General features: G+C 73.3%; 20 protein-coding genes. 11 read left to right on the top strand and 9 right to left on the bottom strand.

Features of this window, described 5'->3' with window-relative positions; genetic code table 11:
* Positions 1-116: 116 nt before the first annotated feature.
* Positions 117-1226 carry an FAD-dependent monooxygenase gene (locus GA0070608_RS04060; RefSeq protein ID WP_091621886.1) on the top strand — a complete coding sequence of 370 codons (1110 nt, stop codon included), beginning with the start codon at positions 117-119 and terminating at the stop codon, positions 1224-1226.
* Positions 1227-1381: 155 nt separating this feature from the next.
* Positions 1382-3142, top strand: a complete 1761-nt coding sequence (gene ctaD, locus GA0070608_RS04055) for an aa3-type cytochrome oxidase subunit I (RefSeq protein ID WP_091621882.1) — start codon at positions 1382-1384, stop codon at positions 3140-3142.
* 508 nt (positions 3143-3650) lie between these two features.
* On the opposite strand, the gene GA0070608_RS04050 is transcribed toward ctaD, so the two are convergent.
* The 4 genes from GA0070608_RS04050 to GA0070608_RS04035 form a co-directional block, all read right to left on the bottom strand.
* Positions 3651-4889, bottom strand: a complete 1239-nt coding sequence (locus GA0070608_RS04050; protein ID WP_091621877.1) for an MFS transporter — start codon at positions 4887-4889, stop codon at positions 3651-3653.
* 65 nt (positions 4890-4954) lie between these two features.
* On the bottom strand, positions 4955-5536 hold the full coding sequence (locus GA0070608_RS04045; protein WP_091621874.1) for a nicotinamidase: 582 nt from the start codon (positions 5534-5536) through the stop codon (positions 4955-4957).
* Positions 5537-5548: 12 nt separating this feature from the next.
* The gene (locus GA0070608_RS04040; protein ID WP_091621871.1) at positions 5549-6835 is read right to left on the bottom strand and encodes a nicotinate phosphoribosyltransferase; all 1287 of its coding nucleotides are present in this window, start codon (positions 6833-6835) and stop codon (positions 5549-5551) included.
* A 16-nt stretch (positions 6836-6851) separates the two neighbouring features.
* On the bottom strand, positions 6852-9527 hold the full coding sequence (locus GA0070608_RS04035; protein WP_091621868.1) for a LuxR C-terminal-related transcriptional regulator: 2676 nt from the start codon (positions 9525-9527) through the stop codon (positions 6852-6854).
* Positions 9528-9729: 202 nt separating this feature from the next.
* On the opposite strand from GA0070608_RS04035, the gene GA0070608_RS04030 reads away from it, so the two are divergent.
* The 9 genes from GA0070608_RS04030 to rdgB all read left to right on the top strand — a co-directional run bounded on the left by GA0070608_RS04030 (position 9730) and on the right by rdgB (position 16626).
* The gene (locus tag GA0070608_RS04030; protein WP_091621863.1) at positions 9730-11274 is read left to right on the top strand and encodes a hypothetical protein; all 1545 of its coding nucleotides are present in this window, start codon (positions 9730-9732) and stop codon (positions 11272-11274) included.
* 148 nt (positions 11275-11422) lie between these two features.
* Complete coding sequence (clpS, locus tag GA0070608_RS04025; protein ID WP_091621860.1) at positions 11423-11713, top strand: ATP-dependent Clp protease adapter ClpS; 291 nt, start codon at positions 11423-11425, stop codon at positions 11711-11713.
* Between the two features lie 2 nt (positions 11714-11715).
* The gene (locus GA0070608_RS04020; RefSeq protein WP_176733932.1) at positions 11716-12210 is read left to right on the top strand and encodes a DUF2017 domain-containing protein; all 495 of its coding nucleotides are present in this window, start codon (positions 11716-11718) and stop codon (positions 12208-12210) included.
* Positions 12211-12263: 53 nt separating this feature from the next.
* Positions 12264-12752, top strand: a complete 489-nt coding sequence (locus tag GA0070608_RS04015; protein ID WP_091621856.1) for a M67 family metallopeptidase — start codon at positions 12264-12266, stop codon at positions 12750-12752.
* 73 nt (positions 12753-12825) lie between these two features.
* The gene (locus tag GA0070608_RS04010; protein ID WP_091621851.1) at positions 12826-13209 is read left to right on the top strand and encodes a MoaD family protein; all 384 of its coding nucleotides are present in this window, start codon (positions 12826-12828) and stop codon (positions 13207-13209) included.
* 14 nt (positions 13210-13223) lie between these two features.
* Positions 13224-14189: a PLP-dependent cysteine synthase family protein gene (locus tag GA0070608_RS04005; RefSeq protein ID WP_091621846.1), complete on the top strand. Its 966-nt coding sequence runs from the start codon at positions 13224-13226 to the stop codon at positions 14187-14189.
* 283 nt (positions 14190-14472) lie between these two features.
* Positions 14473-15219: an MBL fold metallo-hydrolase gene (locus GA0070608_RS04000; RefSeq protein WP_091621843.1), complete on the top strand. Its 747-nt coding sequence runs from the start codon at positions 14473-14475 to the stop codon at positions 15217-15219.
* A 64-nt stretch (positions 15220-15283) separates the two neighbouring features.
* Positions 15284-16012 (top strand): ribonuclease PH, encoded by a 729-nt coding sequence (gene rph / locus GA0070608_RS03995; protein WP_091621840.1) that lies wholly within the window; start codon positions 15284-15286, stop codon positions 16010-16012.
* A complete protein-coding gene (rdgB, locus tag GA0070608_RS03990; protein WP_091621836.1) occupies positions 16009-16626 on the top strand; it encodes an RdgB/HAM1 family non-canonical purine NTP pyrophosphatase in 618 nt (205 codons plus the stop codon). The genes rph and rdgB overlap by 4 nt, the downstream gene beginning before the upstream one ends.
* Positions 16627-16651: 25 nt before the next feature.
* Here the strand turns inward: rdgB and hutH are convergent, their stop codons facing one another.
* Genes hutH through hutU form a run of 5 tightly spaced genes read right to left on the bottom strand, consistent with a single transcriptional unit; the run spans position 16652 to position 23750 of the window.
* On the bottom strand, positions 16652-18190 hold the full coding sequence (gene hutH / locus GA0070608_RS03985; protein WP_091621832.1) for a histidine ammonia-lyase: 1539 nt from the start codon (positions 18188-18190) through the stop codon (positions 16652-16654).
* Positions 18178-19389 (bottom strand): imidazolonepropionase, encoded by a 1212-nt coding sequence (hutI, locus tag GA0070608_RS03980; protein WP_091621828.1) that lies wholly within the window; start codon positions 19387-19389, stop codon positions 18178-18180. The genes hutH and hutI overlap by 13 nt, the downstream gene beginning before the upstream one ends.
* Positions 19390-19445: 56 nt before the next feature.
* Positions 19446-20837: a formimidoylglutamate deiminase gene (locus GA0070608_RS03975; protein ID WP_091621825.1), complete on the bottom strand. Its 1392-nt coding sequence runs from the start codon at positions 20835-20837 to the stop codon at positions 19446-19448.
* A 31-nt stretch (positions 20838-20868) separates the two neighbouring features.
* Positions 20869-22089, bottom strand: a complete 1221-nt coding sequence (locus GA0070608_RS03970; protein WP_091621821.1) for an allantoate amidohydrolase — start codon at positions 22087-22089, stop codon at positions 20869-20871.
* 11 nt (positions 22090-22100) lie between these two features.
* On the bottom strand, positions 22101-23750 hold the full coding sequence (hutU, locus tag GA0070608_RS03965) for a urocanate hydratase (RefSeq protein ID WP_245715683.1): 1650 nt from the start codon (positions 23748-23750) through the stop codon (positions 22101-22103).
* Between the last annotated feature and the right edge of the window lie 5 nt (positions 23751-23755).

Below are 23755 nucleotides of genomic sequence, written 5' to 3'. Positions count from 1 at the left end.
ACGAGGCCGCCGAGGATTGTTTCGCCGGGGACGGTTGACTCTGGTGTGTGCCGATTGCGCCGAGTAGTGTCTTGCCTCCAACGCGTGCCGAACCCCCTCCGGAGGCGTACACCACCATGGGTGGCTCTCCCCTGCGCATCCTCGTCGTCGGCGCGGGCATCGCCGGCCTGGCCGTGGCCCGGGCACTGCGGATGGCAGGCTTCCGGCCCGACGTCACCGAGAGACTGCCCCCGGGCGAGAATGCCGAGGCCGGTCTCTACCTGCCCGGCAACGCGGCCCGGGCGCTGCGCCGGCTCGACCTCGACGGCCCCGTCCGCCCGCTCGGGCAGGTCATCCACCGGCAGCGGTTCCTCGACGCGACCGGAGCGCCGCTGTGCGAGGTGGACCTCGACGCGCTCTGGGCCGGGGTCGGCGAGTGCCGGGCACTGCCCCGGGAGGAACTGCACCGGGTGCTGTTCACCGGGGCCGGCGGCGCCGTCCGGCACGGCGCCGAGATGCGCACCATCGACCTGCTGCCGCACTCCGTCGGCGTCACCTTCGTCGACGGCACCGCCACCGAGTACGACCTGGTGATCGGCGCCGACGGGCCGCGCTCCTCGACCCGCGCACTGGCCGCGCTCGGCGGCCCGCCCCGGCCCGCCGGCCAGATCGTCTACCGCGCCGTGGTGCGCGACGCTCCCCCGGTCGCGGAGTGGACCGCCCTGCTCGGCCAGCGCGCCGGCTTCCTCGTCGTACCGATCGGTGCCGGGTGGCTGCACTGCTACGCCGACGAGGCCGGCACCGTCGCGCCGGCCGACCCGAGGGCCCGGCTGCGCGAACTCTTCGGCCACTACGGAGGACCGGTGCCGGCCGTGCTGGAGGCGCTGGACCGGGTGCACGTCGCGACCACCGAGGAGGTGGAACTGGGGCGCTGGTCCCGGGGGCGGGTGCTGCTCGTCGGGGACGCCGCCCACGCCACCGCGCCGACCCTGTCCCAGGGCGCGGCGATGGCGTTGGAGGACGCCGTGGTGCTCGCCGAGTCCCTCCGCGCGGCGGGCGGCGACGTCGAGGCGGCGCTTTCGGCGTACGAGAGTCGTCGTCGCCCGCGTACCCGATGGGTGCGGGACCGGACCCGGGACCGCAACCGGACCCGGGACGTGCCGCCGGCGCTGCGCGACCCGCTGCTGCGCGGGCGCGGCGGCCGGATATTCGGCGAGCACTACCGGCTGCTGCTCGGCCCGCTCTGACAGCCGCGTGCCCGGGCGCGGTGGAGCGGGTGGCGCAGGCTACCCGACCACCCCACGCAGCGTTGCCACCTCGCGGGGACTATCCTCCTTGCGGATGACGGCCCGCCGATAACCAGCGCGTGCCGAGCGGGACAACCCAGAACCGGAGGCCACTCGTGACCACCGTCGCACCCAAGCCGGTCGTGACCCGGCCCTGGCCGGTCCGAGAGCCGGTCAAGGGGTCGGCCATCGCGCGGCTGCTGCGAACCACGGACGCGAAGCAGATCGGGATCATGTACATGGTCACCGCGTTCGTGTTCTTCATGATCGGTGGCCTGATGGCCCTGATCATGCGGGCCGAGTTGGCCCGGCCCGGGCTGCAGTTCCTGTCGCCCGAGCAGTACAACCAGCTGTTCACCATGCACGGCACGGTCATGCTGCTGTTCTTCGCGACGCCGATCGTGTTCGCGTTCGCGAACTACGTGGTGCCGTTGCAGATCGGCGCCCCCGACGTGTCGTTCCCCCGGCTGAACAGCTTCGCCTACTGGCTGTTCCTGCTCGGCGGCACGATGACGATGGTCGGGTTCCTCACCCCGGGTGGGGCCGCCGACTTCGGCTGGACCGCCTACGCGCCGCTGAGCAGCGTCGAGCACTCCCCGGGCATCGGTGCCAACCTGTGGGTGATCGGCCTGGTCATCTCCGGTCTGGGCTCGATCCTCGGTGCGGTCAACCTGATCACCACGATCCTGACCCTGCGCGCGCCGGGCATGACGATGTTCCGGATGCCGATCTTCACCTGGAACATGCTGGTCACCAGCCTCCTGGTGATCCTGGTCTTCCCGCTGCTGGCCGCCGCGCTCCTGGCGCTGGCCGCCGACCGCCTCCTGGGAGCCCACGTCTACGACCCGGCGACCGGCGGGCCGATGCTCTACCAGCACCTCTTCTGGTTCTTCGGCCACCCCGAGGTGTACATCATCGCGCTGCCGTTCTTCGGCATCATCTCTGAGGTCATCCCGGTCTTCTCCCGGAAGCCGATCTTCGGTTACAAGGGCCTGGTCGCCGCGACCATCGCCATCGCCGGCCTGTCGATGAGCGTCTGGGCGCACCACATGTTCTCCACCGGCCAGGTGCTGCTGCCGTTCTTCAGCTTCCTGAGCTATCTGATCGCCGTGCCGACCGGTATGAAGTTCTTCAACTGGATCGGCACCATGTGGCGCGGCCAGATCAGCTTCGAGACGCCGATGCTGTTCGCCATCGGCTTCCTGGTCACCTTCCTCTTCGGTGGCCTGACCGGTGTGCTGCTGGCCAGCCCGCCGCTCGACTTCCACCTGCACGACTCGTACTTCGTGGTGGCGCACTTCCACTACGTGCTCTTCGGCACCATCGTGTTCGCCGTCTTCGCCGGCATCTACTTCTGGTTCCCGAAGATGTTCGGCCGGATGCTCGACGAGCGGCTGGGCAAGGTGCACTTCTGGCTGACCATGATCGGCTTCCACACCACGTTCCTGGTGCAGCACTGGCTGGGCAACGAGGGCATGCCGCGTCGGTACGTCGACTACCTGCCCGGCGACGGCTTCACCACGCTGAACATGATCTCCACGATCGGCGCGTTCATCACCGGCATCTCGACCCTGCCGTTCATCTGGAACTGCTGGAAGTCGTACAAGGCCGGCCCGGTGGTCGAGGTCGACGACCCGTGGGGTTACGGCAACTCGCTGGAGTGGGCGACCAGCTCTCCGCCCCCGCTGCGCAACTTCGACCGGATGCCGCGGATCCGCTCCGAGCGGCCGGCGTTCGACCTCAAGTTCCCCGAGCTGGCGGCCGGCGGCCAGAGCCTGGCCGGCCCACCGGAGGGCGGCGCCAAGCTGCTGACCAGCGAGGCCGACGGCGGCGCCAGCTACCGCGAGGACACCGCCAGCGACATCGACCGGCACTGAGCCTGCGCAACACGTACGACGGGCGCCACCCCACCCGGGGCGGCGCCCGTCTGCCGTTGCGCTGCCCCAGCGGCCCGTCCCAGTGTGGCCTCGCGATCGGCCACCTCAGCACGGCCCTGAGCGCCGCCTCACGCCGCCTCACGCCGTCTGAGCGCCGCCTCACGCCGTCTGAGCGTCGCCTCTCGCCGTCTCACGCCGTCTGAGCGTCGCCTCTCGATCAGTTGACCGATAACCGGATCACACGGCGCATGGACACCGGCTGAGGATCACCCGATCATGCACCCCTCCCCGCTCACCCCGGCATCCGGCGCCCGGCCCGGCCCGGCCCGGCCAGCGTCCGGCAAGTCCGGCCAGCGCCCGGCGGGGGGCCTGTCTCGCTAAGGCTCTGCCTTACACATTCGCCAACGGCGCTTCCGGCGATCTTGCACTTGCGGCCCCTGCAATGCGAGGAATGCCCGGACTGTCGGGGCGCAAAGTGCAAGATCGGCGCGGACTGGCTCCACCAGGATCAACGCGGGGCGGCGGCCGAGGGGTGGAGGGAGGGGGCGGTGGTTGGGGTTAGGGCTGCGAGGGGGGTGGTGGTGCGGCGGTGGCGCAGCTCGATCGGGAGTACGGCCAGCGCCACCAGCGCGCCGACCGCCCCGGTGACCGCGAAGCCCCACACCGGCGCGGAGGCGTCGATCACGGCCCCCGCGAGCGGCGCGCCGATCGCGAGGCCGACCGTGACCGCCGAGCCGTGCAGGCCCATCGCCTCGCCGCGTACGGAGGCGGGGACCAGCCGGCTGACCGCGTCGGAGGTGGCCGCGATGGTCGGCGCGCAGAGTGCCCCGGCGGGGATCAGGGCCAGGCAGAGCAACCACCAGTGCTCCCCGCCCAGCCCGATCGGGATGGTGCAGAGGCTGAGCCCGGCCATCAGGACCAGCGGCGAGAATGAGCGGCTGACCGCCCCGTACGCGAAGCCGCCGGCCAACGAGGCGACCGCCCAGACGGCGAGGACGGCACCGGTCCACCCGACGTCGCCGCTCTCCCGGAGCACGGCGACCACGGCCACGTCGGCGCCGCCGAGCACCAGCGTGCCGGCGGCGCTGACCGCCAGCACGGCGAGCAGGCGCGGGGTGAGCCACGACCGGCGGGGTACCCTCGGCTGCGGCCCGGTCGGCTCGCCGCCGCCCCGGGTGGGCGGATTGAGCAGCCAGAACGTGATGCCGGCGGCGACGATGCCGGCGCCGACCAGGTAGAGGGTGGTCCGGGCGGAGATCGCGGTGACCGCCGCCACGGCCAGCGCGGGACCGACCATGAACGACAGTTCCACCGACATCGAGTCCAGCGCGTACGCGGGGCGGCGCCGCTCCGGCGGCACCATCGCGGCGACCGACTGCCGGACCACCGAGAAGATCGGCAGGGCGAGCGAGCCGGCCAGGAACGCGGCGGGCAGCAGCACAGGGTACGGCAGCATCGGCGCGGTGGACCAGAAGGCCGCCTCGGCGATCCCGGTGAGCACGAGCACCGGCCGCAGCCCGTGCCGGTCGATCAGGCGGCCGAGCAGCGGGCCGCCGATCGCGGCGCCCACGGTGATCGCCGCGCCGACGAGCCCGGCCGCCCAGTAGCCGCGCCCGAGGTCGAGCACGACGTAGAACGTCAGGGTCACCCCGGTCGCGGTGAGCGGGACGCGGGCGAGCACCGACACCAGCAGCAACGACCGGAGGCCGGGCAGGGCGAGCGCCTCCCGGTAAGGCTTAATGTTCATATCGGTGCATACTTCCGCCCGACCTCCTCGGCCGGAGGTACGACACCCGCCAACGAATTACCGCCTCATGCGGCCTTGATCACAGGCTCCCCGCGCATGGTGACCCCGGCGCCCTCGAAGGCGCGCAGCGCCACGTCGGTGGTGTCCGGGGCGACCCCGGCGGTCAGGTCCAGCAGCACGGTGGTGGCGAAGCCCTCCCGGGCGGCGTCCAGGGCGGTGGCCCGTACGCAGTGGTCGGTGGCGATGCCGACCACGTCGACCCGGTCCACGCCGTGCCGGCGCAGCCAGTCGGCCAGACACTCGCCGTCGGCGGCGTGCCCCTCGAAGCCGGAGTACGCGGCCGCGTACTCGCCCTTGTGGAAGATCGCCTCGATCCGGTCGGTGCCCAGATCGGGGTGGAACTCCGAGCCCGGGGTGCCCACCACGCAGTGCCGCGGCCAGGAGTCCACGAAGTCCGGCGGGTCGCCGAAGTGGGCGCCCGGGTCGACGTGGTAGTCCTTCGTCGCGACCACGTGGTCCCAGCGGTCCGGCTCGGCGGCGAGCAGCCGGGTGATCCCGGCCGCCACGCCGGCCCCGCCGTCGACGGCCAGCGAACCGCCCTCGCAGAAGTCCTTCTGCACGTCCACGACGATCAGCGCGTTGCCCACCTGGCGTTCCTTTCAGTCGGCCGGGACGACCGTGACCGGGATGGCCGGGTCGCCGCCGGAGAGCTTCAGCCCCTCCCAGGGGATGGAGATCAGGCACTGTCGCAGGTGTTCCCGCGACTCGTCCAGCGTCGGTCGGTCGACCGGCTCGCCACCGGCCAGGAACGAGTGCTGGAGCAGCCGGTCGTTGGGCCGGGAGTCGGGCACGCCCTGCGGTACGACGATCTCCTCGGTGGCGGTACCGGTCGGCTTGTGCCGGCGTACGGCCACCTTGCGACCGCCGATGGTGGCCTTGTGCTCGGAGCGCTTGACCACCGGGCGGCCCTCGACCTCGACGAGCTTGTAGACCAGTCCGGCGGTGGGCGCGCCGGAACCGGTGACGACGGCGGTGCCCGCGCCGTACATGTCGACCGGTTCGGCGGCGAGCGAGGCGATGGCGTGCTCGTCGAGGTCACCGGAGACGATGATCTTGGTTTCGGTGGCGCCCAGCGAGTCGAGCAGCTCACGGGACTGCTGGGCGATCACCGCCAGGTCGCCGGAGTCGATCCGCACCGCCCGCAGATCGGGCCCGGCCACCGCGATCGCGTTGCGGATGCCCTGGCTGATGTCGTACGTGTCGACCAGCAGCGTGGTGTCCTTGCCCAGCGTGGCGACCTGCGAGGCGAACGCCGCCCGTTCGTCCTGGTGCAGCAGGGTGAACGCGTGCGCGGCCGTGCCGGCGGTCGGGATGCCGTAGCGCAGCCCGGCGGCGAGGTTCGAGGTGAACCGGAATCCGGCCAGGTACGCGGCCCGCGCCGCGGCCACCGCCGCCTCCTCGTGCGCGCGCCGGGAGCCCATCTCGATGAGGGTCCGGCCACGGGCCGCGGTGACCATCCGCGCGGCGGCGGCGGCGACCGCACTGTCGTGGTTGAGCACCGACAGCACGAGGGTCTCCAGCACCACGCACTCGGCGAAGCCACCGGAGACGGTGAGGATCGGCGAGTTGGGGAAGAACAGCTCGCCCTCGGCGTAGCCCTCGATGTCGCCGGTGAAGCGGTAGTCGCGCAGCCAGGCGGCGGCCGGCTCGTCGACCACCCCGGTACGCCGCAGGAAGTCCACCTCGTCGGCGCCGAAACGGAAGTCGCGGATCAGCTCGATCAGCCGGCCGGTGCCGGCGACCACGCCGTAACGGCGACCGGCGGGCAGCCGACGGCTGAACACCTCGAAGACGCAGGGGCGGTTCGCGGTGCCGTCGCGCAGGGCGGCACTGACCATGGTCAGCTCGTAGTGGTCGGTCAGCAGCGCGGGGCGAAGGGTGCTCACCGCCCCAGCCTAGAGTTCACCCGGTTCCGTCGCCGCCGTGGCCCGGGATCGTCGGCAGGGCGGCCCGCAGCTCGGACCGGCCGGCGACGCCGAGCTTGCCGTAGATCCGCTGGAGATGGTTCTCGACGGTGCGGGCGGAGAGGTAGAGCCGCTCGGCGATGACCCGGCTGGTCACCCCGTCGGCGGCGAGCCTGGCCACCTGCCACTCGCGTTCGGTCAGCGTCGGCGATACGGCCCGCAACGCCGGGGTGTGGATCAGGTCGCAGCGGCCGAGCAGGGCGGCGAGGCGTTCACAGGCCGTGGCCGCCGCCGGGGACCGCCGCCGGCGTAGCAGTTCCCGGGCGGTGGCGGTCGCCTCCGCCGCGTAGACGACCAGGTCCAGCGCGTCGAAGCCGTCGGCGACCGCCAGCAACTCGTCGGCGGAGCCGCCCGCGGCGGCCCGGGCGTGCCGGGCGAACAGCGGCGGCAGCATCCCGTCGACCCGTTCGGAGAGCTCGGCGAGCCGCTGCGCGACGGTGCGCCGGCTGCCGTCGGAGCAGGTCGGGCCGAGAGGCGCGGTCGCCTGGTCCAGCCGGACCAGGTCGTGCAGCACGTGCACCTCGTGGCCGGCGAAGCCGTCCGCGCGGACCCGGTCGGCCAGCCCGGTGAGGTGCTTGACGGCGCCGGCCAGGTCGCCCCCGGCGGCGAGCACCGCGCCCCTGGCCTGTTCCAGCCACGGGTACAGCACGATCATGCCCGGGGCGTGGGTGCGGTCGGCCTCCGCGATCGCCTCCGTCGCCTGCGCGGCATCGCCGCGCAGCGCCGCCGCCTGGGCCCGTTCGGCCTGGGCCAGTCCCGCGTAGACCCGGCTGGTGGCGAGCACCGCGCAGGCGCCGAGGCTGGTCCGCAGCGCCACGTCACTCTGGCCGCGCAGCCGGGCCGCGTACGCCTGGAGGATGGCCAGGTAGCCGGTGCCGAGCCGGAAGTCCCCGGCCCCGGCCAGGTCGGCGAACTCGTCGGCCACGATCGCGTCGATGCCGGCCAGGTCGCCGGCGAGCGCCAGCCGGGTGCCCCGGGCCAGCTCCAGGGCAAGTTGCAGGTACGGCATGTCCGTCCGCCACCGGCCCGCCTCGGCCTGCACCTGGTTGATCGCGGTGGCACTGCGGTGCAACTGTCCCTGCGCCGCCTGCAGGTGGGCGATCGTGCTGCGGGCCAACTCCCGGGCGGCGACGCTCGCGGCCGGCCGGTCCAGCACGGTCTGCCCGAGCCGCAGCGCGATGCCGGTGTCCATCCGGTGCAGCCGCATGATGCCCTCGAAGGCCAGCACCCTCGCCTGGTCGGCGGAGTCCGTCAGGATCGACCGGCGCGCGGCGATCTCCTCCACCGTGGACTCCCGGCTGAGCCCCCAGTAGCTGACCATGCCCCGTACCGTCAGCCAGCGGCTCAGCCGCCGGTCGCCCTCGACGTCGACGGAGACCGCGTCGAGCACCTCGATCGCCTCGTCCGGCCGGTCGGCGAACATCAGGATGGTGGCCAGCAGCTCCGTCGCGTCGAAGCCGCCGCCCGCGTCGAGCGCCGCGCGGGCCAGCCGGGTCGCCAGCGGTACGTCGTACCGCGCGAACGCCTGCCCGGCCGCGTCGAGCAGCAGGGCCGGATCCTGCGCGGTGCCCGAGTCGAGCCGCCAGACGGCCACCCGGAGCAGGTCGTCGCGGCGTCGCTTGCCGACCAGCTCCAACAGCTCGGCGAGGCGGGCCTGCAACCGGCGCGTCCGGCTGACCGGGCAGCGGCGACGCATCACCTCGCCGTAGAGCGGGTGGGCCAGCCGCACGTTCGCCCGTCGGTCGTCGTGTTCCACCGCGATCAGCCCGCGCTCCTCCGCGGTCTCCACGTCCACCGGGTCGGCGGCCTGGCTGAGCAGGTGCAGGCCGAGCGGCTCGCCGAAGGCGACCAGCTCCACCACCCCGCGCACGCCCTGGGTGAGCTGCCCGATCCGGATGTCGATCAGGTCCGTCAGGTCGGGTGCCAGCTCCAGCCGACCGGTCCACTTCCAGATCCCGTACGTGCGGGTCAGCTCGCCGCGGTCGGCGGCGAACACCAGCTCGCGCAGCAGCAGCGGGTTGCCCTCTGAGAGCCGGCCGAGCCGGTCGGCGGAGGTGGCGTCGACCGGCCCTTTCAGGATCTCGGAGAGCAGCCGGGTGGTCTCGGCCGGCGGCAGCGGCTTCAGCTCGACGTGGTCGACCAGGCCGTCGGTCCACAGGGCCCGGATCGGCAGCGGGAGCTGCTCGCCGTCGCGCGACGTGCCGATGACCGTGGCGTTGTCGGCCCGGGCGACCAGGTGCACCAGCGCCGCCGACGGCGGGTCGAGCAGGTGTGCGTCGTCGACCGCGAGCACGATCCGGCGGCCGGCCGCCTGCTGTTGCAGAACGTCCACCGCCCAGCGCAAAATGCCGGCGGGCGACAGGCCCTGCGGCTGCTCGGTCGGGAGCACCTGGACGAGACCGCCGAAGGGGAGCGCGGCGGTGGTGGCGCTGGCCGCGATCGACCAGACGGCGTACCCGCCGCGGGGGAGGGCCGCCACCCCCTCGCGCAGCAGGCGGCTCTTGCCGATGCCCGCGCTGCCGCTGAAGAAGATGCCCCGTCCCTCCGCGCCGGTCACCGCCGACAGCAGACGGTCGAGCTCATCCGTTCGGCCGACGAAACCCCACCGACTCATCGGAGCAGCATATCGATCGGAATCCGTCCGCGTGCACATCGTCACGCACCGAAGTTGAGTAGTCTCCTGGTAACCCGTGAGTATTCGAAATGTTCCGTGTGGACCCCTCGCCGCCCGTACTCTTCCGGCAGCCGGGGGTGCGACCCGGACGATTCCCTGCGGCCGGCCGCTGCCGGTCGCCTGCAACGGGAGGCCGCTTTCGATGAAGCCTGGTCGTCTCCCTGCCGTCGACGTGCCCGACGACATGGCCGCAGCCGCGCCGCTGCCCCGCCGGGGCTGGCTGCCCGCCGAGCTGGGAGTGACCGTGCCCCGGCCGGAGGAGCCGCTGGCCGTGATCGGCGTCGGTCCGGCCGGCGCGGGTCGGTCCGAGGTGCTCGCCCGCCTGCTCCAGCTCGATCCGGCCATGCTCGCCGCGCCGGTCGGCAGTTGGCTCGTGGTGCGTCACTCCCGGGTGCCGACGCGGGCCGCCTACGTGCCCGGCTACCGCCAGCCCCACTCGTACGGCGCCGACCGGCTGGCTGCCGGGCCGGCACTCGCACGTCCGCCGCGCCGGGTCGAGCTGAGCCTGCCCGAGCCGCTGCTGCGGCACTTCAGCCTCGTCGACACACCGGACACCGGCGCCCTCGGTGTCGCCGGCGGCCAACTGCTTCGCGACGGGGTCGGCCGGGCCGGTGCGGTGCTCTTCGTGATCGCCGCCGACCAGGCCTTCACCGCTGTCGAGCTTCACCTGCTCGCCGAGCTGGCCCGCGCCGGCGTCGAGGTCGTCTTTGCGGTCACCCCGGGCGCGGGCGGCTGGGCCCCGGTGCCGGAGGGCGCGGTGACGACGGAGGGCACGGGGGCGTCCGTCGGGTCCGCGCCCGCGCCGGTGGATCCGGTCACGGTCACCGTCGAGGCGCACCGGGCGGCCCTGCTGGCCGCCGTCCCCGGGCTCGCCGACGCCCGCTGGTTCCCGCTCGACGCCGCGGACGACGGGGCGGCGGACCTGCGTCGGGCCCTGGTCGGCTGGGCCGCCGACGAAGGGCTGCGGCGGGCGAGCGCCGAACCGCCGGTGCTGCCCGGCTCGTACGGCCGGGTGCCGGTGGTGGCCGACCCGGGCGACTGGTCGGAGCAGCTCGACCGGCGGGCCCGGTCCTCCTCCCGGCGAATCCGCCAGCACCTCGCCCTGGAGTTGGCGAACATCCACCTCCGCGTGGTGCAGGAGATCGTCTTCGGGGTCGGCTGCGCAGGTCTGCCGCAGCTGCTCGACCGGGAGATGGAGGCACTGTCGCTGCTGGCCACCGCCCAGTGCGACGAGGCGGTGCGCGGGCTCGTCGAGGAGGCCGCCGGCCGGGTCTTCGGCGCGCCGCTGCCGGCCGGCGTCCACCGGCGCCTCCAGGACCCGGTGCGCTGGGGCCTGGCGGACCACCAGGGCGAGCACGAGCTGGACCGCGTCCTGCTGGTCACCAGCACCGGGGGCGTGGCGGGGCTGACCGGTGCCGGCGCGACCGACGCCCTGGCGAGCTACCCGGGCATGGAGCGCGTCGAGGTGCTCCCACCGGTGGCGGTGGCCCTCTCGGGTGCCTGCTGGCAACACTGGCGCAGCCCCGGCAACCACGATCCCAACGCCGCCCGGGCCTGGGCGCAGCGTGCGCTGCGCGAGGTCGAACTGGAGCTTTCCCGGGAGGTGTCCCGGCGCTTCGAGGTGGTCCGCCTCTCGCTGGACGGGGTGCTCTCCGATGCTGTCGACCACGGCATGCTGCTTGCCTGACGGCGATCCGGTCGCTCGCGGCGTCGGCACCGCGCCGAGGTCGCCGCTCATTGCCGCCGATGCCCCTGACCAGGCCGAACGCGGTGATCCACGCCGGGCCGGCGCTCCGGTTCCTCGGTTCGCCGAATCCGGTGGCACGATGGGGGGCATGGCGGCTCCGCAGGTTGCACCTGTCGAGACTCCGGACACCGATGAGGTGCCGGAGTCCGACCGGCCGTGGGTGACGATCGTGTGGGACGACCCGGTCAACCTCATGGCGTACGTGACCTGGGTCTTTCAGAAGCTCTTCGGCTACAGCCGGGAGAAGGCGGAACAGCTCATGCTCGATGTGCACCACAAGGGTCGTGCCGTGGTCTCCAGCGGCGCCCGGGAACGGATGGAGCACGACGCGTCGCAGTTGCACGCGTACGGGCTGTGGGCGACGGTGGACCGGTCGTGAGCATGTTCCGCCGCCAGGGCGACCGCTACGTCGCCACCTTCGCCGTCGACGAGGTTCGGGTGCTGCGGAAGGTGGCATCCGAGGTGGTCGGGCTGCTCACCGACGGCTTCGACCACACCGACCCGGTGGTGGGCCGGCTCTTCCCCGAGGTCTACCCGGAGGACCCGGCCGACACCGCCGAGTTCCGCCGCTACACGGAGGGCGACCTCAAGACCGCCAAGATCGATCAGGCGGGCGCGATCCTCGCCTCGCTGCCCGACGAGTCCGGCGGCGAGGTGCGTCTCGACGCGGAGGCGGCCGAGGCGTGGCTGCGGGCGCTCAACGACGCCCGGCTGGCGATGGGCGTCCGGCTGGAGATCAAGGACGGCACCGATCTCGGCGAGGAGCTCGACGACGCGGTGGCGGAGGATCCGGCCTCCAGCCGGGTGTTCCAACTGTCGGTCTACGCGTACCTCGGCTATCTCCAGGAATCGCTGCTCAACGCCTTGATCGACTAGGCGTGACCGTCGCCACCTAAAAGTCGCGCCCGGTACGCGTTAGGCTGGTACACGTGCTGAGTATCGACCGGTCGATCGTTGACGCGATCGTCGCCCATGCTCGTCGGGACCACCCCGACGAGGCGTGCGGCGTGGTCGCCGGTCCCGCCGGCAGCGACACCCCCACCCGGCACATCCCGATGGACAACGCCGCCCGTTCCATGACGTTCTACGAGTTCGACTCGATGGAGCAGCTGCGGGTGTGGCGAGAGATGGACGACCGGGACGAGGAGCCCGTCGTCATCTACCACTCGCACACCGCCACGGAGGCCTACCCGTCCCGGACGGACATCTCCTTCGCCGGTGAGCCCGGCGCGCACTACCTGCTGGTCTCCACCCGCGATTCCGACGCGGAGGAGATCCGCTCCTTCCGGATCGTCGACGGCGTGGTGGCCGAGGAGCCGGTCCGGATCCTGGACGCGGGGGTGGACCCGCACGCCGTGCAGTCCTACATGTTCGGGCAGAGCCCGGCGACGGTCGACTACGAGTGTTCCGGCCGCTGATCCAGCGCCGCCACACCCGTCCACGTCCCGTCACCTTCCGGCACGCCCGATCATCATCAAGGAGCACGACACCATGGCCATCGAGATTCGCATCCCCACCATCCTGCGCAGCTACACCGGCGGCGCGAAGGTCGTCGAGGGCGCCGGCGACACGCTGGGCGACCTGCTCACCGACCTGGACTCCCGGCACGCCGGCCTGAAGGCCCGGCTGGTCACCGACGCCGGTGCGCTGCACCGCTTCGTCAACGTCTACGTCAACGACGAGGACGTCCGCTTCCTCGGCGCGCTGGACGCCAAGCTCAACGACGGCGACAGCGTGACCATCCTGCCGGCCGTCGCCGGTGGCGCGTTCGGCTTCGCGGCAGCCGCCGCGTTCGCCCAGCACAGCGCGGCAGCCGCCGCGACCGCCCAGCACGGCGCCGCGACCGCCGCGCGGTCGGCCGTCGCCGCCCGCTGACGGCGGCGGTCACCATGGCGCGGTACGACAGTCTTCTCGACGCCTCCGGTGGAACGCCGCTGGTCGGGCTGCCCCGGCTCTCCCCGACAGTGCCCGACGGGGCGCCGCCGGTGCGGCTCTGGGCGAAGCTGGAGGATCGGAACCCGACCGGCAGCATCAAGGACCGGGCTGCCCTGTTCATGGTCCGCGCGGCCGAGGAGTCGGGCCGGCTCCGGCCGGGCGACACCATCCTCGAACCGACCAGCGGCAACACCGGCATCTCGCTGGCCATGGTGGCCAAGCTGCGTGGCTACCGGCTGGTCTGCGTGATGCCGGAGAACGTCTCGACCGAGCGGGTGCAGCTGCTCCGGATGTACGGTGCGGAGATCATCTTCTCGCCTGCGGCGGGCGGCTCCAACCAGGCGGTGGCCTCGGCCAAGCAGATCTCGGCCGAGCACCCCGACTGGGTCATGCTCTTCCAGTACGGCAACGAGGCGAACGCCCGGGCGCACTACGAGACCACCGGTCCGGAGCTGCTGCACGACCTGCCCACGATCACGCACTTCGTGGCGGGCCTCGGCACCACCGGGACGCTGATGGGCACCGGGCGCTACCTGCGCGAGAAGGTCGACGGCATCCAGGTCGTCGCGGCCGAGCCGCGCTACGGCGAGCTGGTCTACGGGCTGCGTAACATCGACGAGGGATACGTCCCGGAGCTCTACGACGCGACGGTGCTGTCCCGGCGCTTCTCCGTCGGCACCCGGGACGCGGTGCTGCGGACCCGCCAGCTGATGGAGGTGGAGGGCATCTTCGCCGGCTTCTCCACGGGCGCGATCCTGCACGCCGCGCTGGCGGTGGCGCACGAGGCGGTCCGTGCCGGCCAGCGGGCCGACGTGGCCTTCGTGGTCTGCGACGGCGGCTGGAAATACCTGTCCACCGGGGCGTACGGCGGCACCCTCGCCGACGCGGAGGAGGCCCTGGAGGGCCAGCTCTGGGCCTGACGTCGATCGGCCGGGTCACCGACACACGTCGGCGTCCCGGCCGCGCGTCCCGGCCCTCCGGCCCGGTCGGCCACTCACGCAGCGCTACCGGCGGGCGCCGTCTCGTCACCCGTCCCGGCCGGCCGGCGCGGCGGGTGTCACGTTGGTGACAACTTCCAGTGGATGACTCTTGTCGCCGCGCGCGCGAGCGTAGGCTGCCCTGCGTGGCGTACGCGTCGGTAGAGATCATCCACAGAGCGACCGTCGGCACGGAAACTACGCAGCGCGATAGTGGGACGACTCGATGCGACTGACCGTCCTGGGCTGCGCCGGCAGTTTCCCCGGTCCCGAGTCCCCCTGCTCGGCCTACCTCGTCGAGGCGGACGGCTTCCGGCTGCTGGTCGACTTCGGCCCCGGGGCGCTGTCCAACCTCCAGCGTTACGCGGGGCTGTACGCCCCGGACGCCATCATCCTCACCCACCTGCACTGCGACCACATTCTCGACGCCGTGTCGTACGTGGTGGTCCGCCGCTACGCCCCGGACGGTCCCCACCCGCCGCTGCCCGTCTACGCCCCGGCCGGTGCGCCCGACCGGCTGGCCGCCGCATACGGGCAGGAGAACAGCACGGTCGAGGACGTCTACCAGTTCTACGCTCTTGAGCCGGGCAGTTTCCCGATCGGCCCGTTCACGGTCACCGTCGACCGGGTGAACCACCCCGTCGAGACGTACGGCGTCCGGCTGGAGCACGACGGCCGGGTGCTCTGCTACTCCTCGGACACCGCGCCCTGCGAGGCGCTGCTCCGGCTGGCCCAGGACGCCGACACGTTCCTCTGCGAGGCGAGCTATCTCGACGGCGTGGACAACCCGCCGGACCTGCACCTGACCGGACGGGAAGCCGGCGAGGCAGCGACCAAGGCGGGGGTGGGCCGGCTGCTGCTCACCCACCTGGTGGCCGCCTGGGGCAGCGAGGCGCACACCGTGGAGTCGGCCGGCGCCGCGTTCGACGGGCCGCTCGAGGTGGTCCGGCCCGGCGCCAGCTACGAGGTCTGAGCGGCCGACGCCCGGTCGGGACACCCCGGGGCGCACCGATCGGGGCACCGCATAGGGTGCAGGGATGGCACGACCTGACGGGCGGCGACCCGACGAACTGCGACCGGTGACTTTGACCCGGGGCTGGAGCACCCATCCGGAGGGTTCGGTGCTCGTGGAGTTCGGCGGCACGCGGGTGCTCTGCACCGCCAGCGTGACCGAGGGGGTGCCCCGCTGGCGCAAGGGCTCCGGGCTCGGCTGGGTCACCGCCGAGTACGCGATGCTGCCGAGGGCCACCAACACCCGCTCCGACCGGGAGAGCGTGAAGGGGCGGGTCGGCGGGCGTACCCACGAGATCTCCCGGCTGATCGGCCGGAGCCTGCGGGCGTCCATCGACCTGAAGGCCCTCGGCGAGAACTCGATCGTGCTCGACTGCGACGTGCTCCAGGCCGACGGCGGCACCCGCACCGCAGCCATCACCGGTGCCTATGTGGCGCTGCACGACGCGGTGACCTGGCTGGCCGGGCGCAAGTCGCTGGTCGGCAAGCCGGAGAAGGTGATGCACCGCTCGGTGGCCGCGATCAGCGTGGGGATCATCGACGGCGAGCCCCGGCTGGACCTCGACTACCCCGAGGACGTGGCCGCCGAGGTCGACATGAACGTGGTGTGCACCGGGGCCGGCGAGTTCGTCGAGGTGCAGGGCACCGGTGAGGCTGGCGTGTTCGCCCGCGACCAGCTCGACGCCCTGCTCGACCTGGCCGTCGCCGGCTGCGTGGAACTGGCCGAAGCCCAGCGAAAGGCGCTCTTCTCATGAACAAGGTGCTGCTCGCCACCCGTAACCGCAAGAAGCTCGTCGAGCTCCAGCGGATCCTCGACGGCGCGCTCGGCGCGCACCGCGTCGCCCTGGTCGGGCTGGACGAGGTCGAGGAATACCCGGAGCTGCCCGAGAGCGGCCTGACCTTCGGCGAGAACGCGCTGATCAAGGCGCGGGAGGGTTGCCGACGCACCGGCCTGCCGACGATCGCCGACGACTCCGGGCTCGCCGTCGAGGCACTCAACGGCATGCCCGGCGTGTTCAGCGCCCGCTGGGCCGGCGGGCACGGCAACGACCAGGCCAACTTCCAGCTGGTGCTGGACCAGATCGCGGACCTCCCCGACGCACACCGGGCCGCGTCGTTCGTCTGCACGGTGGCCCTGGTGCTGCCCGGCGGCAAGGAGCACCTGGTCGACGGCCGGCAGACCGGCCGGCTGCTGCGGTCGCCGCGCGGCGACGGCGGGTTCGGCTACGACCCGATCTTCCTCGGCGACGGGCAGGACCGCACCAACGCCGAGCTGACGCCGCAGGAGAAGGACGCGGTCAGCCACCGGGGCAAGGCGCTGCGGGAGCTGGCCAAGCTGGTCGCCAAGGTGCTGCCGCCCGCGAGCTGACCGGCCCGGTGGCCCCGGGCCGCCGTCAGTCGAGCGCCCCGATCTCGCGCTCGATGGCGGCACGCAGCTCGGGCCCGGCCAGTACGGCCCGGGCGGCCTCCATCAGCGGGGCCAGGAAGACGTCCGGTCCGGGTTCCCCGGCGATTTCGCCGAGCGCCGCGACGGCTGCCCGGCCGGCCGGCGACGGGTCGAGCGGGGCGCGCAGCTGGAGCCCGCGTACGGCGGCGAGCAGTTCCACCGCGAGCAGGCTGGTCAGGTTGTCCAGCACGGTGCGCAGCTTCTTGGCCGCCGCCCAGCCCATCGAGACGTGGTCCTCCTGCATACCGCTGGTGGGCAGCGAGTCCACCGACGCGGGCGCGGCGAGCCGGCGGTTCTCCGCGACGATCCCGGCCGCCGTGTACTGGGCGATCATCAGCCCGGAGTTGACCCCGGCGTCGGGGGAGAGGAACGCGGGCAGCTCCCGGGACCGGGTGACGTCGAGCAGCCGGTCCACCCGGCGCTCGGAGATCGCACCCACCTCGGCGGCGGCGATGGCCAGGAAGTCCGCGGCGAAGCCGAGTGGTGCGCCGTGGAAGTTCCCGGTCGACTCGACCCGGCCGTCGGGCAGCACCACCGGGTTGTCCACCACCGAGACCAGCTCCCGGTCGGCCACGGTGCGGACGAAGTCCAGGGTGTCGCGGGCCGCCCCGGCGACCTGAGGGGCGCACCGCATCGAGTAGGCGTCCTGCACGGCGTGCGCCAGGTCGTCCCGGTGCGAGTCCATCACCCGGGAGTTCTGGAGCAGCCGGTGGATGTTCGCCGCCGAGGCCGACTGCCCGGGGTGCGGCCGGATGGCGTGCAGCTCCGGCAGGAAGGGTCGCTCCGAGCCGAGCATCGCCTCGATGGCGAGGGCGGCGGTGACATCGGCCATCGTGAACAGGTGCGCGGCGTCGTGGATCGCCAGCAGCAGCATGCCGAGCATGCCGTCGGTGCCGTTGATCAGCGCCAGCCCCTCCTTGGCTGCCAGCTCGACCGGCGCCAGCCCGGCCCGGCGCAGCGCGTCGGCGGCGTCCTGGCGTTCGCCGGCCGGGCCGAGGACCCAGCCCTCGCCGAGCAGCACCAGCGCGCAGTGTGCCAGCGGCGCCAGGTCGCCGGAGGCACCCAGCGAGCCGTGCTCCGGCACCCACGGCGTCACGTCGTGGTTGAGCAGGTCGACCAGCCCCTCGGCGACCAGCGGCCGGACCCCGGAGTGGCCGAGCGCCAGCGAGCGGACCCGCAGCAGCATCATCGCCCGGACCACCTCGCGGGGCATGGGCGCGCCCACCCCGGCGGCGTGCGAGCGGATCAGCGCGTGTTGGAGTTCGGCCCGTCGCTCGGGCGCGACGAAGGTGTTCGCCAGCGCCCCGAACCCGGTGGAGACGCCGTAGACCGGGCGGCCGGCGGCCTCGATGCCGTCCACGATGGACCGGCTGACGGCCATCGCGTCCACGGTGGCGGGGTCGAGGACGACCTTGGCGGTGCCGCGCGCCACGGCGAGCAGGTCGGCGGGGAGGATCCCGGTGGGCTGGATGGTCACTGTTGACATTGCGGCACTCCGTTGCGCAGAACCTGGCGGATCAGTGGTACACCCGGCCGGTAGGCCAGGTGCAGGTGGGACGGGGCGTCGAGGACCATCAGGTCGGCCCGGGCCCCGAGGTTGAGCACCCCGACGTCGTCGCGTCGCAGTGCCCGCGCGCCGCCGGCGGTCGCGGCCCAGACGGCCTCCGCCGGGGTCATCCGCATCTCGCGTACGGCGAGCGCGACGCAGAACGACATCGACGAGGTGTACGACGAACCGGGGTTGCAGTCCGTCGCCAGCGCCACGGTGACTCCGGCGTCGAGCAGCCGGCGGGCGTCCGGGTAGGGCGAGCGGGTGGAGAACTCGGCGCCGGGCAGCAGGGTCGCCACCGTGGCGGTGTGTCCACCGACGTGGCACATGCAGCCGACCCGGGTCGAGGCCAGCGCGTCGACGTCGGCGTCGGTCAGGTGGGTGCAGTGGTCGACGCTCGCCGCGCCCAGCTCGACGCCGAGCCGCACGCCCGGCCCGGGGCCGAGCTGGTTGGCGTGCACCCGTACGCCCAGCCCGACGGCCTTTCCGCAGGCGAGGATCGCGCGGGCGTGGTCGACGTCGAACGCGCCCCGCTCGCAGAAGACGTCGATCCAGCGCGCGTGCGGGGCGGCGGCGGCCAGCATCGGCCCGCAGACCAGCCCCACGTAGTCGTCGGGGCGGTCGGCGTACTCGGCGGGGACCACGTGGGCGCCGAGGAAGGTGGTCTCCTCGCTGACCTCGGCGGCGATCGCCAGCGAGCGGGCCTCGTCGGCGACGGTGAGGCCGTACCCACTCTTGATCTCCATGGTGGTGGTGCCCTGCCGCATCGCCTCGCCGCGCAGCCGGCGCACGGTGGCCCGCAGTTCGTCGTCGGAGGCCGCCCGGGTCGCGCCGACCGTCGTCCGGATGCCGCCGCCGGTGTACGGCTGCCCGGCCATCCGGGCGGCGAACTCGGCGGCCCGGTCCCCGGCGAAGACCAGGTGGGCGTGGCTGTCCACGAAGCCGGGGAGCACGGCGCCGCCCCCGGCGTCGATGCGCCGGTCGGCGGCCGGCGCGTCGCGGGCCGGTCCGATCCAGGCCACCCGCCCCTGTTCGACCAGGAGGGCGGCGTCGCGCCGGATGCCCAGCGGCCCGCCCTCGCCCCCCACGTCGTTGGTCACCAGCTCGCCGACGTTGTCCACCAGCAGACTGCTCACGGTGCCGCCTTTCGTTCGCGACTGCGGGGCTCGCAGGACCGGCTCACTCCTCGTGCTCACCGGTTCACCTCCGCGATGGCCGACGCGAGCTCGGCCGGTACGTCGACTGTCAGGTGCCGGCCGTCGCGCACCACCGTCCGGCCGTCCACCACGACATGCGTGACGTCCGCGGCGCCCGCCGCGAACCACACCCCCACCGGCGGTACGCCGGCCGTGCGCGGGCTGTCCAGCCGTACCGTCACCAGGTCGGCGCGGGCTCCCACGGCGAGCCGCCCGGCGTCGCGCCAGCCCAGCGCGGCATGACCGTCCACGGTGGCCGCGTCGCGCAGCGCGGCGGGGCTGAAGTGGCCGCGCCGGCGGGTGCGCAGCCGCTCGTCCAGCTCCACCGCGCGGGCCTCCTCGAAGAGGTCGATCACGGCGTGGCTGTCGCTGCCCAGGCTGAGCGGCAGGCCGACATCGGCCATCCGCCGGGCCGGGCCGATCCCGTCGGCCAGGTCCCGCTCCGTGGTCGGGCAGAGGCAGACGCCGGTGCGGCTGTCCCCGAGCAGTGTGAGGTCACTCCCGGTCAGGTGGGTGGCGTGCACGGCGGTGGTGCCCGGGCCGAGCGCCCCGTGGTCGGCGAGCAGCCGGGCCGGGGTGCGGCCGTACGCGGCCCGGCAGGCGTCGTTCTCGGCGGGTTGCTCGGAGAGGTGCACGTGCAGGGGTGCGCCGCGCCGGTCCGCCCACCCGACCACGGTGGCGAGTTGCCCGGCGGGCACCGCCCGCACCGAGTGGATCGCCGCACCCACCCGGGCGTGGTCGTCGGTGGGCGTGAACGCGTCGGCCCGTTGCGCCCAGCGCAGCGCGTCGCCGTCGCCGAAGCGCCGCTGCGGCCCGGCGAGCGGCTGCCCGTCGACCGTGGCGGTGAGGTAGCAGGTGTCCAGCAGGGTGATCCGGATCCCGGCGTGTGCGGCGGCCTCGACCAGCGCCTCGCCCATCGCGTTCGGGTCGGCGTACGGGGTGCCGTCCGGGTTGTGGTGCAGGTAGTGGAACTCGCCCACGCAGGTGATCCCGGCCAGCGCCATCTCGGCGTAGACCGCCCGGGCCAGGGCCAGGTACGAGTCCGGGTCGAGGCGGGTGGCCACCGCGTACATCCGGTCGCGCCAGGTCCAGAAGTCGCCGCGCCCGCCGTGGGTGCGCCCGCGCAGCGCCCGGTGGAACGCGTGCGAGTGGGCGTTGGCGAGCCCGGGCAGGGTCAGCCCCGGCAGCCGTACGGCGTCGGCCATGACCTCGACCCCGGCGGCCGGCGCATCGTCGCCGGCCAGCGGCGTGACGCCCGTGATCCGCCCGTCGGCCGTCTCGATCAGCACGTCGGGGGTCGGCTCGGCGCGCTCGGGCAGCCAGGCGTACTCGGCCAGCCAGCGGGTCGCGGTCACCTCGTGCACCCCCTGTCGAGCTGCCCCGTCCATGCGACCGCCGGGCCGTCGGCGCCCGTACCGGTCAGCGGCATGTCAGCTCCTCCAGCACCCGGGCCAGGGCGGTCACCCCGGCGGCGCAGTCGACGTCGTCGGCCGACTCCGCCGGCGAGTGCGACACCCCAGTCGGGTTGCGGACGAAGAGCATCGCCGTGGGCAGGTGCGCGGCGAGCACCCCGGCGTCGTGGCCGGCCCCGGTGGGCAGCACCGGCGCGTCGAGCAGGCTCGCGAGCCGGCCCGCCAGGCCACCGTCGAAGGCGACCAGTGGGGTGGCCGACTCCTCCGTCAACGCCACCCCCGTGCCGTCTCGGCGGGCCCGCTCGGCGGCCTTCACGCGCACCGCGTCGACCAGCCCCGTCAGCGTCTCCGGCTCGGCGGCCCGGGCGTCCAGCCAGCCGGTCACCTTCGACGGGATCGCGTTGGTGGCGTTCGGCTCCACCGCCACCCGGCCGACCGTGGCGTGGGCGCCGCGCAGCCGCGCCTCCTTGTTCGCCGCCAGCACCGTGAAGGCGTACGTCAGCATGGGATCGCGGCGGTCGGCCATCCGGGTCGTACCGGCGTGGTTGCCCTCGCCGGTGAACTCGAAGCGCCAGCGGCCGTGCGGCCAGATGGCGCTGGCCACCCCGATCGGCGCGTCGGCGTCGACCATCGCGCGGCCCTGCTCGACGTGCAGCTCGACGAAGGCGGCGAAGCGGCCGAGCAGCTCGGGCCGGGCGCCCGCCGGCCCGGCGCCCAGCGCCTCGGCGAAGCTCACCCCGTCGGCGTCGCGCAACCCGGCCGCGCGGTCCACCGCGATCTCGCCGGTGAGCAGCCGCGATCCCAGGCACGGTACGCCGAACCGCGCGCCCTCCTCCTCGACGAACGCGCCGATCACGACGGGGCGGGCCGGGGTGACGCCGGCCGCGCGCAGCTCGTCGACGGCGAGGAACGCGCTGACGATGCCGAGCGGCCCGTCGTACGCCCCGCCGTGCGGCACCGAGTCGAAGTGGCTGCCGGTCAGCACCGCGTCGCCGGCCTCCGGGTCGCCCCACCGGGCGAACAGGTTGCCGTTGCCGTCGTCGGTGACCGGCATGCCCCGGCGGTCGGCCTGCTCGTGGAACCACTCCCGCAACCGCAGCTCCGGCTCGGTCAACGCATAGCGCAGGTAGCCGCCGCTACGACCGTCCCGCCCGATCGGCGCGATCTCGTCCCACAATGCCCGGAACCTGTGAGGAAGGGACCCTTCCTCCAACAAATCCGTCAACAAGGTGCCTTCCCTTACGCCTCGGTCATGGGGGTGCGGACGTCGGTGCGGGTGGCGACCTCGCGGGCGGCGTCGTAGCCGGCGTCGACGTGCCGGATGACGCCCATCGCCGGGTCGTTGGTGAGCACCCGCTCGATCTTCTGCCCGGCCAGTGCGGTGCCGTCGGCCACGCAGACCTGCCCGGCGTGGATGGACCGGCCGATGCCGACCCCGCCGCCGTGGTGGATCGACACCCAGGATGCCCCGCTGGCGGTGTTGACCAGCGCGTTGAGCAGCGGCCAGTCGGCCACGGCGTCGGAGCCGTCGGCCATCGCCTCGGTCTCCCGGTAGGGACTCGCCACGCTGCCGCAGTCCAGGTGGTCCCGGCCGATCACCACCGGCGCGGACAGCTCGCCCGAGGCGACCATCTCGTTGAACCGCACGCCCGCCCGGTCGCGTTCGCCGTAGCCGAGCCAGCAGATCCGCGCCGGCAGGCCCTGGAAGGCGACCCGCTCGCCGGCCATCCGGATCCACCGGGCCAGCGGCTCGTTCTCGGGGAACAGGTCCAGGATCGCCCGGTCGGTGGCGGCGATGTCGGCCGGGTCGCCGGAGAGCGCCGCCCACCGGAACGGGCCCTTGCCCTCACAGAACAACGGCCGGATGTACGCGGGCACGAAGCCGGGGAAGTCGAAGGCCCGCTCGAACCCGCCGAGCTTCGCCTCGCCCCGGATCGAGTTTCCGTAGTCGAAGACCTCGGCCCCGGCGTCGAGGAAGCCGACCATCGCCTCGACGTGCTTCGTCATCGACGCCCGTGCCCGTTCGGTGAACTCGGCGGGCTTCGCCTGCGCGTAGTCCCGGGCGTCGGCCGGTTCCACCCCTTCCGGCAGGTACGACAGCGGGTCGTGCGCACTGGTCTGGTCGGTGACGATGTCGATGTCGACACCCCGGCGCAGCAGCTCCGGGAAGACCGTCGCCGCGTTGCCGACCACGCCGACGCTCAGCGCCCGGCGGTCCCGCTTCGCGGCCAGCACCCGCCGTACGGCGTCGTCCAGGGAGTCGGCGACCTCGTCGAGGTAGCGGTCGTGCACCCGGCGGTCCAGTCGGCTGCGGTCCACGTCGACGATCAGGCAGACGCCGCCGTTCATGGTGACCGCCAGGGGCTGCGCCCCACCCATCCCGCCGCAGCCGGCGGTCAGCGTCAGGGTGCCCGCCAGGGTGCCGCTGAACCTCTTCGCGGCGACGGCGGCGAAGGTCTCGTACGTGCCCTGGAGGATGCCCTGGGTGCCGATGTAGATCCATGAGCCGGCCGTCATCTGCCCGTACATGGTGAGGCCGAGCTGTTCGAGGCGACGGAACTCGGGCCAGGTGGCCCAGTCGCCGACCAGGTTGGAGTTGGCCAGCAGTACCCGGGGCGCCCACTCGTGGGTACGCATGACGCCCACCGGCCGGCCGGACTGCACCAGCATGGTCTCGTCGTCGCGCAGGTCGGTCAGGGTACGCACCAGTGCGTGGTAGGACGGCCAGTCCCGCGCCGCCTTACCGGTGCCGCCATAGACCACCAGGTCCTCGGGTCGCTCGGCCACCTCCGGGTCGAGGTTGTTCATCAGCATCCGCAGCGCGGCCTCCTGGGGCCACCCACGGGCGGTGCGTTCGGTGCCGCGTGCGGCGCGGACGGGTTGGTTCATCTCGG

This window comes from Micromonospora peucetia (genome assembly GCF_900091625.1).
Classification (GTDB): domain Bacteria; phylum Actinomycetota; class Actinomycetes; order Mycobacteriales; family Micromonosporaceae; genus Micromonospora; species Micromonospora peucetia.
Note: the sequence above shows the minus strand (reverse complement) of the source record. Positions and strands in the feature narration are given on the sequence as shown.

Coding starts and splice junctions, on each gene's coding strand:
- GA0070608_RS04000 (WP_091621843.1), top strand. CDS start 14,473: ATGCGACTGACCGTCCTGGGCTGCGCCGGCAGTTTCCCCGGTCCCGAG.
- GA0070608_RS04005 (WP_091621846.1), top strand. CDS start 13,224: ATGGCGCGGTACGACAGTCTTCTCGACGCCTCCGGTGGAACGCCGCTG.
- GA0070608_RS04050 (WP_091621877.1), bottom strand. CDS start 4,889: ATGAACATTAAGCCTTACCGGGAGGCGCTCGCCCTGCCCGGCCTCCGG.
- hutH (WP_091621832.1), bottom strand. CDS start 18,190: ATGTCAACAGTGACCATCCAGCCCACCGGGATCCTCCCCGCCGACCTG.
- rdgB (WP_091621836.1), top strand. CDS start 16,009: ATGAACAAGGTGCTGCTCGCCACCCGTAACCGCAAGAAGCTCGTCGAG.
- GA0070608_RS04010 (WP_091621851.1), top strand. CDS start 12,826: ATGGCCATCGAGATTCGCATCCCCACCATCCTGCGCAGCTACACCGGC.
- hutU (WP_245715683.1), bottom strand. CDS start 23,750: ATGAACCAACCCGTCCGCGCCGCACGCGGCACCGAACGCACCGCCCGT.
- rph (WP_091621840.1), top strand. CDS start 15,284: ATGGCACGACCTGACGGGCGGCGACCCGACGAACTGCGACCGGTGACT.
- GA0070608_RS04060 (WP_091621886.1), top strand. CDS start 117: ATGGGTGGCTCTCCCCTGCGCATCCTCGTCGTCGGCGCGGGCATCGCC.
- GA0070608_RS03975 (WP_091621825.1), bottom strand. CDS start 20,837: ATGGACGGGGCAGCTCGACAGGGGGTGCACGAGGTGACCGCGACCCGC.
- clpS (WP_091621860.1), top strand. CDS start 11,423: ATGGCGGCTCCGCAGGTTGCACCTGTCGAGACTCCGGACACCGATGAG.
- GA0070608_RS04035 (WP_091621868.1), bottom strand. CDS start 9,527: ATGAGTCGGTGGGGTTTCGTCGGCCGAACGGATGAGCTCGACCGTCTG.
- GA0070608_RS04030 (WP_091621863.1), top strand. CDS start 9,730: ATGAAGCCTGGTCGTCTCCCTGCCGTCGACGTGCCCGACGACATGGCC.
- GA0070608_RS04020 (WP_176733932.1), top strand. CDS start 11,716: ATGTTCCGCCGCCAGGGCGACCGCTACGTCGCCACCTTCGCCGTCGAC.